This window comes from Streptosporangium sp. NPDC023825, assembly GCF_040639575.1.
Classification (GTDB): Bacteria; Actinomycetota; Actinomycetes; order Streptosporangiales; family Streptosporangiaceae; genus Streptosporangium.
The window spans coordinates 94624-112620 of record NZ_JBFAAE010000013.1 but is presented as its reverse complement, the minus strand read 5'-3'; the positions used below and the strand labels follow the sequence as shown (position 1 = coordinate 112620).

Below are 17997 nucleotides of genomic sequence, written 5' to 3'. Positions count from 1 at the left end.
CCATGCCCGAGGTGACCATGCCCGAGGTGACCGGACCGGAGAAGACAGGGCCGGAGAAGACAGGGCCGGAGACGGCCGACCGGTTCGCCAGGCAGCGGACGATCCCCGGCTGGGACCAGGAGCGTCTCACGGCGGCGACCGCCGTCATCGTGGGCGTGGGGGCGCTCGGCAACGAGACGGCCAAGAACCTGGCGCTCGCCGGGGTGGGACGGCTCATCCTGTGCGACCCCGACACCGTGTCGGCCACCAACCTGAGCCGCACGGTGCTTCTGGGCCCCGGCGACGTCGGCAGTCCGAAGGTGACCGCCGCGGCCGGGGCGCTCCGCCGCCTGGTGCCCGGGCTGGAGGTCGAGACGCGCGCCACCGACCTCGTCGCCGGGATCGGCCTCGGCGAGCTCGCCGACGCGGACGTGGTGGTCGGCTGCGTCGACACGATCGAGGCCCGTATGCGGCTGCTGGGCCGGTGCGCGCTGGTCGGCGCCCCCCTGCTGGACGGTGGCACCCACCCGTGGGGAGGCGAGGTGCGGGTGCGCGTCTCGCCGGAGGAGGCCTGCTACGCGTGCACCCTGACGGCACACCAGCGCGGTGCGAGCGACCTGCCGTGGAGCTGCTCCGAGCCGGCCGGTGCCGGGCCCGAGACCGCCACGATCGCCACCACCGCGCTGGTCGCCTCGTGGCTGACGCTCGCCGCGCTCCGCCTGCTGTTCGGCGAGCCTCCCCCGTACCGGATCCTGAGCATCGACGCGATCGGCGGGCGCACCGCGCCGGTCGCGATCAGGCGCGACCCCGGGTGCCCGCTGCACCGGCCGCTGAGCGGTCCCGTGGAGCGGTCGTCCCTCGACAACCGGGCCACCGTCGCCCGGTTCCTGGACACGCTTCCCCCGGGCGCGGACCCGGTGACCTGGCAGGCGTTCCCGCTGCCCGGCCGTTGCCCCCGATGCCGTGAGGAGAGCTGGGAAACGCCCCGTGCGACGCCCACCGGCGCCACCGAAGCGACGGCCGCCGACGCCACGGGCACGGCGCCCGCCGGCGTCGCGCATCCGGCACCGGCCGGGACGCCGGGCAGGACGACCGGCGCCGTCGCGGACGGCGCCCCCGCCACGTGCGGGCGTTGCGGGGCACCCGTCAGAGGGAGATCGAGCGAGCATCTGCGCGACGCCGACCCGCGGGCCGGCCTGTCGGAGCTCGGCGTCGCTCCGGAAGAAATCCTGATCGTCGGCATGCCGGGAGGTGGGTTCACATGTCATCGGCTCAGATGAGGCGAGGATCGGGTGACGGGGAGGGACCGCGGGCGCAGGACATCCATCTCACCCCGGACAACCGGGACATCTTCCTGGAAGCCCTGGCCTCGACCTTCGGCAATTCGAGGGAGGCGAACCACGTATTGGAGGCGATCGGGTTCCCGATGGCCTCCGTCCCCGGCTTCGACAGACCGTTCGACTTCTGGAACGACGTCTTCAGGGAGTTCAACCGCGGGATCATGTCGATGCCGTATCGCCTCCTGCTCACCGCGTCGTTGCGCAGGTACGGCCACAACGACGGCTTCACTCGCGTGGCGGCCGCCTGCGGGCTCACCACCGGTGGCACCGGCGCCGGCACGGGGGCGGGGATTGAGACTCTCGAGGATCCTCCCACGTGCCACGTCATCGTCCGGGCCGACTCGGAGAGCGAGCGGCGGGCGACGGCCCGGTGGCTGACCGCGGAGGGACTGGAGCCCCGGGAGGTCTGGTCGACGCCGACCGCCGTCTCCTACCGGCTCGGCGAGACGGATCCCGGCGAGGTCCGGCTGGCCCTGGAGAACCGCCCCGACCTGGGCTGGACGGTCGTCCCGCCGGGTGCCCCCGACTATCTCCTCCACCGCATCTACGTGGAGGGCCCTGACGGGAGGCGGTTCAGCGTCATCGACGCCCCGGCGCAGCAGACGGTCGGCAACCTCGCCGAGGAGATCGTCGAGCAGTACCGGGAGAACGGGGGCCTGCCGTCCGGCGACCGGCCGACGGTCGTCGACAAGGTCGGGCCCGCCGGGCAGGGCGAGCGGACGAACCCGGACAACACGCTGCACGAGGAGGGCGTCGGGGAGGACGACCTGCTCCGCGTGGGCTTCCAGGCGACGGCCGCCGCGATCAACCCGCTCGACCGGCAGGACGCGCTGTCCCGGGCGCGCAACCAGATCCGGGCGTACGCCAGGGCGCGGCCCGGTTTCGTCGTCCGGTCCAACTCCACCGAACTCCCCACCGAGTACGAGATCAGGTTCGAGGGGCGGAGTTTCGGTCCGCCGGTGTCTCGGGAGACCGAGCCCCTGGACATCGGCCACCACGTCGTGTCGATCCTTCTCGGCACCCAGTTCCCGCTGACCGCTCCCCAGGTCTTCTGGGAGTCGCCGATCTTCCATCCGAACGTCTTCCCGACCTACGAGTGCGAGGCCCTGCGGGGAAGACCGCACATGCAGGGGCTGGTGTGCCTGGGAACGCTCGCCGAGTCGTACAGCCCGTCGCTGGACTTCGGCGAGCTGTGCGCGACGCTGCGTGACATCGCCGGTTTCCGCAACTACAGCGTGTTCGTGCTCTCCGATGATCTCGATGCCGGCGGACCGAGAGTCCGCGGGGACTACTACGACGAAGAGGCGGCGTTGTGGGCGGTTTCGTCGGCGGGCCAGGAACGCATCCGGAAGATCGGCGGGGCGGTGGCCTTCTCGGCACCCCGGGCGCCGGGTCACTACCGCAACGTGATCAGTCCGGACGCATGAGTCTCACGATCCAGATCTTCAAGAGCGACGACTATCTTCCCGACGGCGAGATCCCGCTCCTGCCGCTGCTTCACGAGTTCTTCAGGCCGGTGATCGGGGAGGTCACAGAGGGACGGGTCACGTTCAGGCTCCTCTTCCTGGGAGTGAGCGACAAGGCCGTCCTGTCCGGCACGCCGTCGGTGGTGAACCTGCGGTCCAGCCACGGCTACGTCCAGGTCCAGATCCGCAGGGACGGGCAGCTCCTGTACCGGCATCCCCATCCCGTACGGGAGATCATCGCTCAACCGTTGCGGAACATGCTGGCGGCGCGCGATCCCGAGACGACCCACTGGGGGTTCGGCGTCCGGGGGCAGGCTCTCGACCGGATCCCGCTGGTGCGTCCCGCCCCGCGGGTGGCCAACGAGATCGGTGTCGCGGCACGTCCCCGGCGGGCGCGGCTGTTCCGGCTGGAGGAGATGGCCGAGCCCGAACCGCCCTGGGCCGGGCTGGCGGAGCTGGGAGTGGCCGTGCCCGAGGACGGGGACGCGGCCGATCCGGAGTCCCCGATACGCGTCGTGATGACCGAGGAGATCCGTATCGCGTTCGCCGAGACGTTGCCGTTCTCCTCAGAGGTGGAGGAGGGGGGTTTCCTCGCGGGAAATGTTTTTCGCGACGTAAACCGGGAGGGGGGGTACCTCGTCCAAGTGAATGCGGTCATTCAAGCTGAACGCACCGGAGCGTCGATGCTGAACTTCACCTTCACCGGGGAGAGTTTCCTGCGGATCAACGAGCAGATCGTCACCCGGGGGCGCGGCGAGAAACTGCTGGGCTGGTATCACACGCATCTCTTCCCGGCGACGGATTCGCTGGGGCTCTCCTCCGTCGACGTCGATCTCCATCGGTCGATCTTCCGCCAGCCGTGGCAGGTGGCCGCTCTGGTCAATATTTCCGATAATGGCCGAACGCTCCGCTTTTACCGAAATAACGGAAAAATCATGGCAAAAGCTCCTTATCTAACGGCGAGCGGATGAACGCCGAGATCACCGCCCAGCGGGTGCTGAAGTGGGCCGTGACGCGGGAGGGAATCCTGCCCAGCGGCCCCCTCTGGGAGACGGCGCGACTGGGCCGTCCCGGACGGGAGACCCGCGTGCTGGCGGGCGAGCTGGCCCGGCGGACGGCGGCCACGCTCGGGATCGGGGTTCCGGCACCGGGCGACGCGACCACGATAGGGCTGGGCACGGTCTTTCTGGCCGCGGCCGTGGGGGGCCGAAGACAGCCGGAGCCCGCGCGACGGCTCGCCGAACTCGCCCGCCCGGCCGGGCACCGGACCGTCGGACCGCGCTGGTACGACCTCGTCGCCCGGCACGGGCTGGTCGCGGCCGTGCTCCGGGACCGGCTCCCCCCGCCCTCGCCTTCCGGCACCACGACCACCATGTCCACGACCGTGTCCGGCGACGGCGACGAGCCCGAACCGCTCGACGAGATCCTGCTGCGCGTCTCACCGCTGAGCGCCGTGCTCCACCGGCCGCCGCTGAGGAAGCTGGCCGCGCGGGCCACCGGTGAGGAGGTCGCGACGGCGGTCCAGCTGCTCGCCCGGCCGCGCGGCGCGGCGACGCTCGCCTCGGGCCTGGCGCCCTGGTCCCCGGAGCACACCGTGCTGGGCTGGCGTGTCGAGCTCATGCGCAGGCTCCGCGCCGACCACCCCGACGCGGTCCTGGACATCCACTGCCTGGCGCGGTCGCGGCACGGAGCCGAATGGGACCGGCGGCTGAGCTGGGCCCGGCGCGCGCTCAACAGGCTCGGACCGCCGGATCCGCTCGCCATCGCCACCGTCGAGTTCTGGGCCCCGCTGTTCTCCGCGGTCCGCTCCGGCACGGAGCTCGCACGCGTGCGCCCCCTCCTCCAGGGACACGAGCGGGCACTCGAGCTCGTCCGATTCCACAACCTCGACAAGGTGGGCGCCCGATGACGAGGAAACGCACGATCACTCTCGCGCCGGCCGACCCCGACGCGTTCAGCGACCGCTACATCCTCGCCGAGACGGACGAACCCGACCTCACCCTCGGAGCGCTGCTGCACGACCTGCCGGCCCTCTCCCTCCAGCCTCTGGAACCCGCCCTCCTCGGGCTGCTCGTGCGCAGCCTGCTGATCGAGGTGGTCCGGGCGGAGCCCGGCACCCCGCTGTTCCTGCCACCGGGAACGAGCCTGGCCGCCTTCTCCGCGGGCATCCCCGGCGAGGGCGACGAAACCGTGCCCCCACCCGAGACCGATCCCCGTACGGACCCGGAAGAGGACGATCGGGTGCCGCCGGTCACCGACGCCCACCCCGAGCTGCTGAGCGAGCGCCAGGCCGTGCTCATCGCCCACGCCAGGGAGATGAGCACGGCGGCCTCCTACCTGGAGAGCGGCCTGTCGGTGCTGGTCCGCTGCGAGAAACTCCTGGTGGAACACCTCGCGCAACAGATCGCCGCCATGTCGGGCAGGCCCTTCCGGCGGATCCGGGTGCCGTCGGGCCACGACAGGCCCGAGTCGAACCCGCTGATGGGAGGCGGGCGCCGATCCGAGCTCATGGCCGGGCTGGAGAAGGCCGTCGTGGAGAGCGTGCCCGGGGATCTGGTGGTGATCCCCCAGCTCGACCTGCTGGCGGGCGGCAGCGACGCCTCGCTCAGCGGCGAGGCCAGGGAGCTCACGGACCTGCTGTACGAGCACAGCGAGCGGGTGATCCTGGCCTTCACCGACCCCTCGCTCGTCATCCCCGAGGTGCTCGCCAACAGGTTCGCCGTACGGCTGGCGATGGACATTCTCCCGCGCGAGGTACGGGGGGCGGACGGCAGGGCGGTCCCCATCGGACGGGCCCTGGTCACCCGCGAGGAGGCCGAACTCTTCACCGGGTTCGACCCGGCCGTCCTGTACAAGCACATCGCGGGCATGAACGCCGTACGGCTGCGGCACGGCATGCTCTTCGCCCACCACCAGCACCGGATGGCGAGCGAGTCGGTGGAGGTGCCGGGCAGCGGCCCCACCTTCACCAGCCTCCGGCCCGACCTGGCCGGGCCGCGCGAGGCCCCCACCTTCGCGGGACTCCTGCAGGAGTTGCGCACTTTCAAGGCGCGCACCTCCAGCGCCTTCGACGTGCCGAACGTGTCCCTGGACTCCATCGGCGGCTACGGCGACGTCAAGGAGGAGCTGAAGCAGGCACTGAAGATCATCAGCGGTGCCGCGGCCGCCGAGCACAAAGTGCCGGAACATCTGCGGCACGACCTGATACCGCGCGGTTTCATCTTCCACGGCCCTCCGGGCACCGGTAAGACCCTCTTCGCCAAGGCGATCGCCAGCCGGCTGGACGCCACGATCCTGGTGGTCTCGGGGCCGGAGATCACCGACATGTACGTCGGCGAGAGCGAGCGCAAGCTCAGGGACCTGTTCACCGAGGCGCGCCGCAACGCTCCCGCGGTGCTCGTCTTCGACGAGTTCGACTCCATCGCGGGCAGGCGCACCGGCCGCGACGACGGCGGCAGCCGGGCGGGCAACGCGATCGTCGCCCAGCTCCTCACCGAGCTCGACGGCTTCCGGCCGGAGGTGCCCGTGCTCATCATCGGCACGACGAACCGGATCGACATCATCGACGACGCGCTGCTACGGCCGAGCCGGTTCAAACCGATCAAGATCGACCTGCCGAACGAGCCCGCCCGCCTCGCCATCGCGAAGGTGCACGCCGAGCACTTCGGGGTGGACGTCAGCGAGCGCCTGCTGCTGACGATCGCCCGCGCGACCGAGGGCATGAACGGCGACGAGATCCGCTCGATCTTCAGGAACGCCCGTGCCGAGCAGCTGGTCGGCCAGGGGCGCGAGCCCGACGCCCGGCACCTCGGGGAGCTCGTCGGGAGGCTGCGCTGGGACCAGCAGCAACGCGACATCGACAAGCAGGACCAGAACGGGCGCGCGAGACCGGCGTCCGGGGAGAGAAGACGCCCCCAGATCCTGTGGGAGACCCAGGTGGGCCCGGCGGACGACGCGGACGCGACAGGCCCGGCGAACGCACCCGGCACAACGAACACGACAGACCGGGCACACCATGCGGGAACGCCCGCCTCGCACGACGGCGAAGGGAACGGCACCACATCGTGAGCGACACGACCCGCCCGGCACGCATGCTGGCCCGCACCTACGCGCAGCGGCTCAACGAGGTCAAGGAACGCTTCGTGGGCCGGGACCGGGTCATCGACCTCCTGGGGATCGCGGCGCTGTGCAACGAGCACGTCCTGGTGATCGGCCCTCCGGGGACCGCCAAGACCAGGCTGCTCAACGACTTCTGCGGAATGCTCGAAACCAAGCCCTTCACGTACCTCCTGACCCGGTTCACCGAACCCGCGGAGATCTTCGGGCCGATCAACGTCAAACGCTTCCAGCAGGACGGCGTCTACGAGATCAACACCGAGGGGATGCTGCCCACCGCCCGCATCGCCTTCCTCGACGAGGTCTTCCAGGGCAGTTCCGCGATCCTCAACACCCTGCTGACACTGATCAACGAGCGGACCTTCCACGACGGGCGGACCAGCGGGACGACACCCCTGATCACCCTGGTCGGCTCGTCCAACGAGATCCCCGACGATCCCGTGCTGGCCGCCTTCAGCGACCGGTTCCTGCTGCGCTGCAACCTGGACTACGTGGACGACGAGCAGGTGGAGGAGGTCCTGGCGCTCGGGTGGAAGGCGGAACGTCAGAGGATCCAGGCCGACGGCGTGGCGGCGGATCCGCACGGGAACCGCCTGTACGCCCCGATCTCCGCGTCCGACCTGAGAAGTCTCCAGCGGGCGGTCGGGGAGATCGACCTCACGGCCGTACTCGACCGGTACATGGAGATCATGCGGGTGCTGCGCGGGGAGGGGATCGCCTTCTCCGACCGGCGGGCGGTGAAGGCACAGAAGATCTTCGCGGCGTCCGCGCTGCTGGCGGGCCGGTCGAGGGCGGAACTCTCGGATCTGGCGTACCTGATCCATCTCTGGACGGCCCCCGAGGACGAGGAGTCGCTGCGCCGCATCGTCTCCGACCACGGCGTGCCGGTCGACGAGCCCGGCGGCCGCGTCCGCGAGGTGTACGAGATCGTCCAGGTCGACCTGGACGAGATCGTGACGCGGCGCGGACAGGTCGGCACCGAGCACGAGCTGCGCGAGCTGACCCGCCGGATCCAGCGGCTGATCACCGAGTTGCGGCGTGACCATCCCGACGAGGAGGCCGCGCTGGAGCGGGTGAAGCGGGAGCACCGCACGACACTCACCCTCCTGGGAGAACGATTCGGCAGGGAAGGACTGGGCTGATGTGCAATCCACGCCGGGTGCGCGTCCGGGCGACGCGCGAACTCGCCGAGGCATGGGGACAGGAGGTGCGCCGCCAGGTCACCCGGAGCGGCCGGACCGTCGGGGAGGCGCGGGTCAGGGAACCGCTGGCGTCCACGGTGGGCGGCCCGACCCTGACCGCCCTCACCGCCGTCCTCGCCAGGACCGAGGGCTGGACGCGGGGCGACGACGGCGTGTTCCGGCACGAGCTCGACGGAGGGCTGATCGCCTTCGACCCCGGCACCCGCGAGCTGGAGATCGTCGCCCGGGTGTCGGGCGAGGTCACCGGCGTCGGTGAGGCGTCCAGCGTGGTGGAGACCCGGGTGACCGACACGGTCGAGGCCGAGGGGGTCGGCACCTACTACGACGACAACTGGGGCGGCGTCACCGAGCAGGACGCCCGGCGCGCCGCGGAACAGAACCTGGAGCGGTCCCTGGCGGAGGCGGCCGAGGCGCGCCGTGCCGAGGCCAGGCGGGCCGCCGAGGCGAGCGCGGGCGACGAGGTGGAGTCGCGGGCGGCGCGGCGGGCGGACGAGGCGTTCGTGAGCGCGTCGGCGGCCAGGGAGGAGGAGCTCCGCGAGCGGGCCGCCGAGCGGCTGACGGCGGTCGGCGTCGAGGGGCGGACGCGGTTCCACCACGCCCTGGCCGAGGCGTACCGCGACGCGGTCCTCGCCTTCGCCAGGGCCAGGCGGGCCGACAACATCCACCACCGCGCCGAGAACGGCGTGCTGGAGATCGAGTTCGACCTGCAGATCTGATCCTTCAGGAGGCTGACATGCGTGTCCGGGTCAAGTTCCGCTACCGCGCCGAGACCGGCGAGGTCGAGATGTTCCAGATCGAGGATCTCCATGACGGGCCGCCGCTCGCCGACCACGACGCGCGCCACGACCGCGCCGCGGCCGACGTGGCCCGCGTCGTGGAGAACAACGCCCTCATCGAGGAGACGTTCCCCGGCGCCGAACCCGCCACTCCCCGGACAACCCGGACGGCCGGGGAAGGAGCCGGCGAGCAGAGGGAACAGCGCCTCCGTGACTGACCCCCAGCTGTACGAGAAGGCGGCCGACTGCTTCAGACGGGCGGGCCTCACTCTCGACGCGGCGCGTTGCTACCGGCTCGCCGGGGCGTACCGGCGGGCCGGGGAGCAGTACGCCGCCATCGGGGAGTACCGGGAGGCGGCCCTCGACTACGAGCGGTCGAACCAGGCCGACCTCGCGGCCTGGCTGCTGGCCCACCGGGCCGGCGATCCGGCGGCGGCCCGCGCCCTGATCGCCCGGAACACCTCGCGGGAGGCCGGCCTCACTCTCCATCAGCGGCTCGCGCTCGCCCGCTGCGCGATCGTCGACGGGGCACCGGCGGAGACGATCCCGCCGGTGATCGGTGACGTCTGCGCGGAACTGTCCGACCAGGACGCGCTGTACGACCGCTTTCTCGAGGAGTGGGCCGTGGCGCTGGCCGAGCACCTGCGACGGTACGACCAGGTCGCACTGGTGTACGCGGCGTCGGTGCGCGGGCGCCGGCACGGAGCCGAGACGCGCTGGGCGCAGTGGGCTCTCCGCGTGCTGGGGACCGAACTGATCATCCCGACCGGAACCGATCCGGTCCGACAGCCTGCCTGAGGACGATCGATGTCAGAGCGACGCACGCCGGGAACCGGAACACCGGACGGCACGGGACGTCCCCGCCGGGCGGCCGGTGAGGTGAGGGCGCTTCCCGAGCAGCCCCCCTCCGTCCCACCGGACCCGCCGCCGAGCCGGCAGGCGTCCGGCGCGGTGCGGGCCCTCGTACGTTTCGAGACGGCCTCGGCGGCGCTGGTCTTCGCCGAGCAGCTGGCCGGCGACCGGCCGATCGGCACGGTCGGCTGCGCGCGCGGCGGGCCGGGAGACCACTGGTGGGTGCGGAGCGATCTGCCCCTGGAGGTGGGCAGGGAGATGGCCGCCGTCTGCTCCGGCAGGCTCCACGTCCTGTCGGGGGACGTGCTCGTTCCCGACACCCCCGGCCGGGAGACCGTATCCGGGACCTCTCCCGCCCGCGCCGGCCTCACCACCCTCGACGACCTCGTCTCCGTCTCCGTGACGGACCTGGTGCGGCGAGCCGGGCTGAGTCCCGTCCGCCGCGAGCCGCTGCGCGAGGCGGTGCTGCTGCTCCCCGGGCACCTGGTGCCGGGTGTGGTCCGCCGGGCCCTGGACCTGCGGCTGCGGGCGGAGTACAGGCCGGTGGCGCTCACCCCGCTGTTCGAGGGCGGCACCGCCGAGCGGATCTCCTACGAGGTGCGCCTGCGCGCCGCACGGGAGACCGCCGTCCCCGGAGCGCTGCTGGCCGCGCTGGGACGCGACCCCTCGGTCCTGGTGTGCCGGTCCGTCGAGGAGACGCTGCTCGTGCAGCACGGAACCGGCACCCCGCTGTCGGACCGCTCCCTGGCCACGCTGGTCGACGACGGCGTCTGGGTGCTCGCCGGACCGGGGTACGGCTGCTCCCGCCTGCGCCCGCTGGCGGAGACGGTCGACGGGGCGGCTCTCGTCCGGCGCGGCGAGGACCACGCGCTCCCGGACATCGGCCCCGCCTCCGGACACGCACAGCCGTACGACGCCCACAGCGAACCGGCCCCGCGGACACTGACCCTGGTACGCGCGCCCACGCGCGGCGTGGCGGTCGACGCCGCCCTGCTCGACGACGCGGACCTCGAGTGCCTGCCGCGACTCCTGGCCGGGGAGCCGCTGGCGGAGTCCGCCTTCCTGGTACGCGGCCGGGACCGGCACCTCCTCACCGCACCCGGCGGCCTGCTGGAACACCTGCCGGTCGGCGAACCCCTGCACTGTGTCGGCCCCGGCGGCCTGTACGTCCCGCTGGGCCGCCGCATCGACCCCCTGCTCCCGGCGGCCGCGCGGAACGCCCTGTTCCCCACCGACGCCTCGACAGCGCTCGTCCTGCTCGCCTCGGCCGTCCTCGCGTTCGATCTGGAGACGCGCCTCCCGGTGTGGCGGCTCTGGGCGGGACCCGTACCTCCGCTGGACGAGCAACTGCCCCGGTCGGTCGCGGCCGAGTTGCGGGACATCGACGAGCAGGTGACACCGACCAGGCCGCAACCCCCCGCGCGGCAACCGTCAGGCTGGGACCACGTCTTCAACCGCCGGCCGCGCGAGACCCCGCCCGACTGGCGCGACGAGGCCTACGCGGCCGAACGCGCGAGACAGTACGCGGTCGCGGCGGAGCTGTACTCAAGGAACAACGACCCCCTCCGCGCCGCGCGCCTGTACGAGCGCGCCGCCGAAGAGTCATAGGGCCCGCCCCGTGGACCCCGCCCTCCGATCGTGGGCCGCGGCCCACGCCCGCACGGTCACCCCGCGGCGAACCGCCCCCGCCCCGCGGCAACCCCTCTGGACCCCGGGTGCCCCGTTCACGGTCACCACCCGGGAGAGGCTTCTGCTCACCGGTCACACCAGCGATGTATGGGGAGTCGCCGGGACGACGCTCTCCGACGGCCGTCTCCTCCTCGCCACCGGCAGCCCTGACAGCACCGCACGCATCTGGGACGGCCACACCGGCGCCCTCCTGCACACCCTCACCGAACACACCGACGCGGTCAGATCGGTCGCCTGGGCCACCCTGCCCAACGACCGGCTCCTCCTCGCCACCACAAGCTACGACCACACCGCACGCATCTGGGACGGCCACACCGCCACCCTCCTGCACACCCTCACCGCACACACCGACGCGATCTACTCCGCCGCCTGGACCACCCTGCCCAACGGACGACTCCTCCTCGCCACCACGAGCAACGACCACACCGCACGCATCTGGGACGGCCACACCGGCGCCCTCCTGCACACCCTCACCGCACACACCGACGCGGTCATCTCCGCCGCCTGGACCACCCTCCCCGACGGACGACTCCTCCTCGCCACCGCGAGCACCGATGGCACCGCACGCATCTGGGACGGCCACACCGCCACCCTCCTGCACACCCTCACCGCACACACCGACCCGGTCTACTCCGTCGCCTGGACCACCCTCCCCGACGGACGACTCCTCCTCGCCACCACGAGCAACGATGGCACCGCACGCATCTGGGACGGCCACACCGCCACCCTCCTGCACACCCTCACCGCACACACCAATGCGGTCTGGTCCGTCGCCTGGGCCACCCTCCCCGACGGACGACTCCTCCTCGCCACCACGAGCAACGACCACACCGCACGCATCTGGGACGGCCACACCGCCACCCTCCTGCACACCCTCACCGAGCAATCAGAAGTCCTGGGGACAGATTGGCTACAGGAGTCCGCCGGAGGGCTCACCTTGGCCATCGCCTGTGGCAACGACGTCCGTCTCCTGGAGGTCGCCGTCGATCCTCCGGTGCCACCACCCGTCCCAGCCCGGACGACCGAGCCGAGCGGCGCCCCGCCCCCGGCCGTGCTGGAAGGCGTCGAGAATGTCACCCCGGCCGCTCTCGCCGCGAGATCAGACGCCGTCTACTCCGCCGCATGGGCCCTCCTCCCCGACGGACGACTCCTCCTCGCCACCGGCAGCGACGACGGCACCGCATGCATCTGGGACGGCCACACCGGCACCCTCCTGCATACCCTCGAACACACCACCACGGTCTACTCCGCCGCCTGGGCCCTCCTCCCCGACGGACGACTCCTCCTCGCCACCGGCAGCGACAACGGCACCGCACGCATCTGGGACGGCCACACCCGCACCCTCCTGCACACCCTCACCGAACACACCGACGGAATCTGGTCCGCCGCCTGGGCCCTCCTCCCCGACGGACGACTCCTCCTCGCCACCACCAGCGACGACGGCACCGCATGCATCTGGGACGGCCACACCGGCACCCTCCTGCACACCCTCACCGAACACACCGACGCCGTCCTCTCGGCCGCCTGGGCCCTCCTCCCCGACGGACGACTCCTCCTCGCCACCGGCAGCGACAACGGCACCGCACGCATCTGGGACGGCCACACCCGCACCCTCCTGCACACCCTCACCGAACACACCGACGGAATCTGGTCCGCCGCCTGGGCCCTCCTCCCCGACGGACGACTCCTCCTCGCCACCGCAAGCGCCGACAACACCGCACGCATCTGGGACGGCCACACCGGCACCCTCCTGCACACCCTCACCGAACACACCGACACGGTCGTCTCGGCCGCCTGGGCCACCCTCCCCGACGGACGACTCCTCCTCGCCACCACCAGCGCCGACGGCACCGCACGCATCTGGGACGGCCACACCGCGACCCCGTTGCAACCGGTTCTGGAACATGCGGGCTGGGCCGACGGCGCAGACTGGGTGCTGTCGCCCGACGGACGCCTCCTCCTCTCGACCGGCAGTGCCGACGGTGCCCGGATATGGGACGTCCGTCTCTCACCACCCGTCTCCACCCCCGCCCCGGCCACCGGAGCCGCCGGCACTCCCACCACACGCCTCACTCCCGCCGTGACGGCGCTTCTCGCCTGCGGGGAGAACGACCTGTGGCCACCGCTGGGCCTGGTCGACGATCTGATCACCCTCACCGGCAGGAACGCCTCGCCCCCGCATCTGAACGACGGCCGGTTGAACGTGCTCGCCGACCACGAGGGCGTCAGGCGGCTCCGGGATCTCGGCTGGCCGCCCAGGGCCAGGGGCTCGTTCGCGGTGCTGCTGGCGGCCCGGCTGGCACCCGTCCCCGCGTTCGCGCTCCCCGAGGGCGCCGACCGGCCTTCGGCCCGCGCGGCGCTGACGGCCGGGCTGGACGCCGCGAGCTCGCCCGCCGTTCCCGGTGGCGTCCCGCCGGGCGAGCTGGTCGCGGCGGCCGACACGATGACCGCGCGCGTCGCCTCGCTGCTGACGATCATCGGTCCCGACGCGGCCGCCGCCGATCCCGCGTTGCCGTTGAGACTCGCCCACCACGCCGCGCAGCTTCCCCCGTTGAACCGCAGGCAGCTGAGGCTTCTCGGCGACCCGGCCGGAACCCGCAGGAACGCGCGGCGATCCGGGGGCGGGACCTCCCAGCACGCCCCGGGAACGGTCGGGGTGAGCCGTCACGGCACGCTCGCACAGCTGCTGCACACCCAGCTCGCCCTGACCGAGGATCTGTTCTCCGTCCAGCACCTCGGCGACCAGCTCCTCTACCGGCGGCACACCGGCGAGGTCCCGCCCGCTCCCCGGCCGGTGACCATGATCCTGGACACCACGCCCCCCACCTACGGAGCCCCCGAGCAGACCCTTCGCCTGGTCGCACACCTCGTCACCGTCACCCTCTGGGAGTACGGCGAACAGCCGGTCCTGATCTCGCTGACCAGGCCGGGGGCCGCGCTCAGGCTCACGGGCCGCGCCCAGCTCGCGCATCTCTGGTCGACCAGGACCCTCGACCCGCCGGGTTCCGCCCTCCCCGTCGCCGTCTCCCTCGCCCGGAGCACCGGCAATCCGGTCGTCCTGCTGGCCCACCACCACAGCCCCGGCCGTGCCTACGTTCCAGGACGGGACGAGCGGCTGATCACCACCCACCACCCGGTGGAGCCCGCGCCGCACGCGGCCACGCGCTCCGAGCACGTCCACCTGCCGCCGGACCCCACGGAGGCCGAGCTCGGCAGGGCCGTACGCCTCGCCCTCGCTCCCGCCGGACGGGACCGATGAGAGCGGGCTCGCAGCGCCGCACGGCACCGGCCCGCTCAGCTCGTCTCCTCGCTTCCGTCGTCCAGCGGGCCCGTTCTCGCGGCCGCTCTCGTGCGCTGTCGCCGCCTCACGGGAATGTCGCCGCCGTTAAAGCGCTCCGACGTACACCCAGTTACCCGCGTGCCGGGCGAAGCGGCTGTGCTCCTCCAGGTGGCCCGGCTCGCCGCGCTCGACGTAGTGGGCGCGGAAGCGGACGGCGCCCTCGGTGTGGAAGGAACTGCCGCCGGTCGTCTCCAGCACCTCCAGGCGTGTCCACCGGACCGAGTCGTCGAGCTCGACGACCGGTGGACGCGTCGACGGATGCCAGGTGCGCTGGAGATACCCGGCGTCGCCGACGCCGAAGGCGCTGAACCGCGACCGCATCAGCGCCTCGGCCGTCGTCGCGGACGCCTCGCCGCGGTGCAGCCGCCCGCAGCAGTCCCCGTACGTCGCGGGCAGCCCGCACGGGCACGAGGCGTCGGGCGCGGAACGGACTCGGGACCGTGGATCACGTCGTGGCACGTCCCCAGTATGCCGCGCGCTCCACCGGGCCCGTTCCCTGCGTCTCAGGCGCGGTCCGGTGACCTACGCGGTCCGTTTCCCGGGCTCGCCGGGCAGGCGTGGGGGCGCCGATCACCGTACCCGTCTCCGGTTCGGCGACCTACGGGACGTGCCCCTGGCGCCCGTCCCCGGCACCGCTCGCGCGCCGGGCGCGGATCGCCGTGATCAGGCAGGCGACGAAGGCGAGGGTGAAAAAGATCGCCAGCGGCCAGACAAGGCCGGGAACGGGATCGCACTCGGGGTCGTCCCACGGCACCCGTTTGAAGACGATGTCGCCGTCGTAGACCGGGCACCTGCTGTCAGGGTCGAGGTGGAGGAACGGCAGTTGCGTCAGACCGTAGGCGACCGTCGCCCACGCGGCGCAGGCCGATCCGGCCGCGAGCCCGCGCCAGAACGCGGGGCGCCGCGACGCCGTGCCGCCTCGCCATTGGGCGCGTACCGCCCCGACGCCCGCCGCCAGAGCGAGGACGCAGGCCGCCAGAGCGAACAGCGGCCACGCCGCGACGAGCGCCAGTCCGGCGACAAAGAGGAACCCCAACATAGAGGGGCGAATCTACACAAAAAGCGACGGAACGAGGCGTCGCCCGCACCGTCCATGCTCCCGTTTCTCAGTTCCCCGCCCGATGGTCGGGCCAGAGCCCCGTCGCCGCCAGCGCCTCCTCCGGGGACGAGACGTGCCTGACGCCGGCGACCGGATGCCCCTCGTGGTCGAGGATCCGCCAGCCACCGAGCTGGACCACGGGGACACAGCCGTGCCGCATCGCGAACGCCAGCTCGGACAGCGTGCCCCACGATCCGCCGACGACGACCACGGCGTCACCCGAGTTGACGATGACGGTGTTCCGCGCCTCCCCGACACCGGCCGGGATCACGATGGAGAGATCCGGATTGGCGCCCTCCCTGTCCGCCCGGGACAGGATGCCGACCACCGTCCCGCCCGCCGATCTGGCCCCGGCCGCCACGGCGGCCATGACCCCCGCGTAACCACCGCAGATCACCACCGCACCGCGCTCCGCCAGCAGCCTGCCGACCTCGCGGGCATTGGACTCGTCCTCGTCCGTGCAGTCGCGCGGGCCGCACACCGCCACCTGGATCGTCACGACGAGATCATGCCCGCGAGCGACGACCACCGACCGGGAATCCAGGGCGGATGTCGGCGATCTCCTCGGCCGAGCGCCGGGAAAGCTCGTCGCCCGACCAGGCAAGACGCTTCTTCCTGGTGCGGGTCTCCTGGCCGGACCGCTCGACCGGCTCTCAGAAGGCGTCCTCGTCGACGAGACGTGATCGTGGCATCCACGGGCACCCGTGTGCACGTCCGCGGCACGTGGAACCAAGGACCTCTCCCAGGACCCACCCTCCACATGCGAAACCCGGCCCGCGGGTATGGTCCGGGCCGGGTTCCGCCGATCGACGGCCTACTTCAGGAGCTGGCGGGCCATCACCATGCGCTGGATCTGGTTCGTGCCCTCGTAGATCTGGGTGATCTTCGCGTCGCGCATCATGCGCTCGACCGGATAGTCGCTGGTGTAGCCGTACCCGCCCAGGAGCTGGACGGCGTCGGTGGTGATCTCCATGGCGGCGTCGGAGGCGGCGCACTTGGCGGCGCTGGAGAGGAAGGTGAGGTCCTTCTGCGGCTCGCCGTGCATGGCCAGCTCGGACCTGGCCGCGGCGGCGTAGGTGAGCTGGCGGGCGGCCTCCAGCTTCATGGCCATGTCGGCGACCATGAACTGGACACCCTGGAACTCGGCGACGGCCTTGCCGAACTGCCTGCGCTCCTTGACGTAACCGATCGCGTAGTCCAGCGCGCCCTGGGCGATGCCGAGCGCCTGGGCGGCGATGGTGATGCGGGTGTGGTCCAGGGTGGCCAGCGCGGTCTTGAAACCGGTGCCGGGCTCGCCGATCATCCGGGACGCGGGGATCCGCACGTTCTCCAGGATGACCTGGCGGGTCGGGGAGCCCTTGATGCCGAGCTTGCGCTCCTTGGCCCCGAAGCTGACGCCCTCGTCGCCCTTCTCCACGACGAACGCGGAGATGCCCCTCGCCCCGGCGCCCGGCTCGGTGACGGCCATCACCGTGTAGTACTCCGACACCCCGGCGTTGGTGATCCACATCTTGGCGCCGTCGAGCACGTAGTGGTCGCCGTCGAGGACCGCGCGGGTCTTCATGGCGGCGGCGTCGCTGCCCGCCTCGGCCTCCGAGAGGGCGTACGAGAACATCGCCTCGCCCCGCGCGACCGGCGTGAGATAGCGCTCCTTGAGCTCCTCGGAGGCCGAGAGCAGCAGCGGAACGGTGCCGAGCTTGTTGACGGCGGGAATCAGCGACGACGAGGCGCAGGCCCGCGCCACCTCCTCGATGACGATCACCGCCGCGAGGGCGTCGGCTCCGGCGCCGCCGTACTCCTCGGGGATGTGCACGGCGTGCAGGTCCGCCGCGACGAGCGCCTTGTAACTGTCCGCCGGGAACTCCGCCGTCTCGTCGGCCTCGGCGGCGCGAGGGGCGATCTTCTCGTCGGCCAGGGCCCGGACCGTCTCCCGGAGCATCTCGTGCTCCTCGGGCAGTGCGTAGAGAGGGTAGCTCATGGGCAAATACTAGGACGTCCAACAAAATCTGGAGCGCTCCACCCCATGTGATATGTACTCCGGCGTTTGCGCAGGTGGCAAAGTAGAAGCGCTGGATGCCGGTACCCTGTCGGCAAAGAATTGGGCAGAACCGAAAGGAGCACCAGTGGCCTACCGCCTG

At 71.9% G+C, this 17997-nt stretch carries 15 protein-coding genes; 11 read left to right on the top strand and 4 right to left on the bottom strand.

Features of this window, described 5'->3' with window-relative positions; genetic code table 11:
- Positions 1-2: 2 nt before the first annotated feature.
- Genes AB0G15_RS14860 through AB0G15_RS14810 form a run of 11 tightly spaced genes read left to right on the top strand, consistent with a single transcriptional unit; the run spans position 3 to position 14679 of the window.
- On the top strand, positions 3-1259 hold the full coding sequence (locus tag AB0G15_RS14860; protein ID WP_362839201.1) for a ThiF family adenylyltransferase: 1257 nt from the start codon (positions 3-5) through the stop codon (positions 1257-1259).
- Entirely contained in the window at positions 1256-2746 is a 1491-nt protein-coding gene (locus tag AB0G15_RS14855; RefSeq protein WP_362839199.1) for an effector-associated domain EAD1-containing protein, read from the top strand. Before AB0G15_RS14860 ends, AB0G15_RS14855 begins: the two co-directional genes overlap by 4 nt.
- Entirely contained in the window at positions 2743-3756 is a 1014-nt protein-coding gene (locus AB0G15_RS14850; RefSeq protein ID WP_362839197.1) for a JAB N-terminal domain-containing protein, read from the top strand. Before AB0G15_RS14855 ends, AB0G15_RS14850 begins: the two co-directional genes overlap by 4 nt.
- A complete protein-coding gene (locus AB0G15_RS14845; RefSeq protein ID WP_362839194.1) occupies positions 3753-4694 on the top strand; it encodes a hypothetical protein in 942 nt (313 codons plus the stop codon). Before AB0G15_RS14850 ends, AB0G15_RS14845 begins: the two co-directional genes overlap by 4 nt.
- Positions 4691-6853 (top strand): ATP-binding protein, encoded by a 2163-nt coding sequence (locus tag AB0G15_RS14840; RefSeq protein WP_362839191.1) that lies wholly within the window; start codon positions 4691-4693, stop codon positions 6851-6853. Before AB0G15_RS14845 ends, AB0G15_RS14840 begins: the two co-directional genes overlap by 4 nt.
- Complete coding sequence (locus AB0G15_RS14835) at positions 6850-8043, top strand: AAA family ATPase (protein ID WP_362839189.1); 1194 nt, start codon at positions 6850-6852, stop codon at positions 8041-8043. The genes AB0G15_RS14840 and AB0G15_RS14835 overlap by 4 nt, the downstream gene beginning before the upstream one ends.
- Complete coding sequence (locus AB0G15_RS14830) at positions 8043-8819, top strand: hypothetical protein (RefSeq protein ID WP_362839187.1); 777 nt, start codon at positions 8043-8045, stop codon at positions 8817-8819. The genes AB0G15_RS14835 and AB0G15_RS14830 overlap by 1 nt, the downstream gene beginning before the upstream one ends.
- 17 nt (positions 8820-8836) lie before the next feature.
- On the top strand, positions 8837-9097 hold the full coding sequence (locus AB0G15_RS14825; protein ID WP_362839184.1) for a hypothetical protein: 261 nt from the start codon (positions 8837-8839) through the stop codon (positions 9095-9097).
- Complete coding sequence (locus AB0G15_RS14820; RefSeq protein WP_362839182.1) at positions 9090-9677, top strand: hypothetical protein; 588 nt, start codon at positions 9090-9092, stop codon at positions 9675-9677. Before AB0G15_RS14825 ends, AB0G15_RS14820 begins: the two co-directional genes overlap by 8 nt.
- Positions 9678-9686: 9 nt before the next feature.
- Positions 9687-11339 carry a hypothetical protein gene (locus AB0G15_RS14815; RefSeq protein ID WP_362839179.1) on the top strand — a complete coding sequence of 551 codons (1653 nt, stop codon included), beginning with the start codon at positions 9687-9689 and terminating at the stop codon, positions 11337-11339.
- A gap of 10 nt (positions 11340-11349) precedes the next feature.
- Positions 11350-14679, top strand: a complete 3330-nt coding sequence (locus tag AB0G15_RS14810) for a WD40 repeat domain-containing protein (RefSeq protein ID WP_362839176.1) — start codon at positions 11350-11352, stop codon at positions 14677-14679.
- A gap of 126 nt (positions 14680-14805) precedes the next feature.
- On the opposite strand, the gene AB0G15_RS14805 is transcribed toward AB0G15_RS14810, so the two are convergent.
- The 4 genes from AB0G15_RS14805 to AB0G15_RS14790 all read right to left on the bottom strand — a co-directional run bounded on the left by AB0G15_RS14805 (position 14806) and on the right by AB0G15_RS14790 (position 17837).
- Entirely contained in the window at positions 14806-15219 is a 414-nt protein-coding gene (locus AB0G15_RS14805; RefSeq protein ID WP_362839173.1) for a YchJ family metal-binding protein, read from the bottom strand.
- A 139-nt stretch (positions 15220-15358) separates the two neighbouring features.
- The gene (locus tag AB0G15_RS14800) at positions 15359-15799 is read right to left on the bottom strand and encodes a hypothetical protein (RefSeq protein ID WP_362839170.1); all 441 of its coding nucleotides are present in this window, start codon (positions 15797-15799) and stop codon (positions 15359-15361) included.
- Between the two features lie 67 nt (positions 15800-15866).
- Positions 15867-16358: a TIGR00725 family protein gene (locus AB0G15_RS14795; protein ID WP_362839168.1), complete on the bottom strand. Its 492-nt coding sequence runs from the start codon at positions 16356-16358 to the stop codon at positions 15867-15869.
- 315 nt (positions 16359-16673) lie between these two features.
- Positions 16674-17837, bottom strand: coding sequence for an acyl-CoA dehydrogenase family protein (locus AB0G15_RS14790; protein WP_362839165.1), 1164 nt, complete (start codon positions 17835-17837; stop codon positions 16674-16676).
- Positions 17838-17997: the final 160 nt, after the last annotated feature.

Coding starts and splice junctions, on each gene's coding strand:
- AB0G15_RS14860 (WP_362839201.1), top strand. CDS start 3: ATGCCCGAGGTGACCATGCCCGAGGTGACCGGACCGGAGAAGACAGGG.
- AB0G15_RS14855 (WP_362839199.1), top strand. CDS start 1,256: ATGAGGCGAGGATCGGGTGACGGGGAGGGACCGCGGGCGCAGGACATC.
- AB0G15_RS14850 (WP_362839197.1), top strand. CDS start 2,743: ATGAGTCTCACGATCCAGATCTTCAAGAGCGACGACTATCTTCCCGAC.
- AB0G15_RS14845 (WP_362839194.1), top strand. CDS start 3,753: ATGAACGCCGAGATCACCGCCCAGCGGGTGCTGAAGTGGGCCGTGACG.
- AB0G15_RS14840 (WP_362839191.1), top strand. CDS start 4,691: ATGACGAGGAAACGCACGATCACTCTCGCGCCGGCCGACCCCGACGCG.
- AB0G15_RS14830 (WP_362839187.1), top strand. CDS start 8,043: ATGTGCAATCCACGCCGGGTGCGCGTCCGGGCGACGCGCGAACTCGCC.
- AB0G15_RS14825 (WP_362839184.1), top strand. CDS start 8,837: ATGCGTGTCCGGGTCAAGTTCCGCTACCGCGCCGAGACCGGCGAGGTC.
- AB0G15_RS14815 (WP_362839179.1), top strand. CDS start 9,687: ATGTCAGAGCGACGCACGCCGGGAACCGGAACACCGGACGGCACGGGA.
- AB0G15_RS14800 (WP_362839170.1), bottom strand. CDS start 15,799: ATGTTGGGGTTCCTCTTTGTCGCCGGACTGGCGCTCGTCGCGGCGTGG.
- AB0G15_RS14790 (WP_362839165.1), bottom strand. CDS start 17,837: ATGAGCTACCCTCTCTACGCACTGCCCGAGGAGCACGAGATGCTCCGG.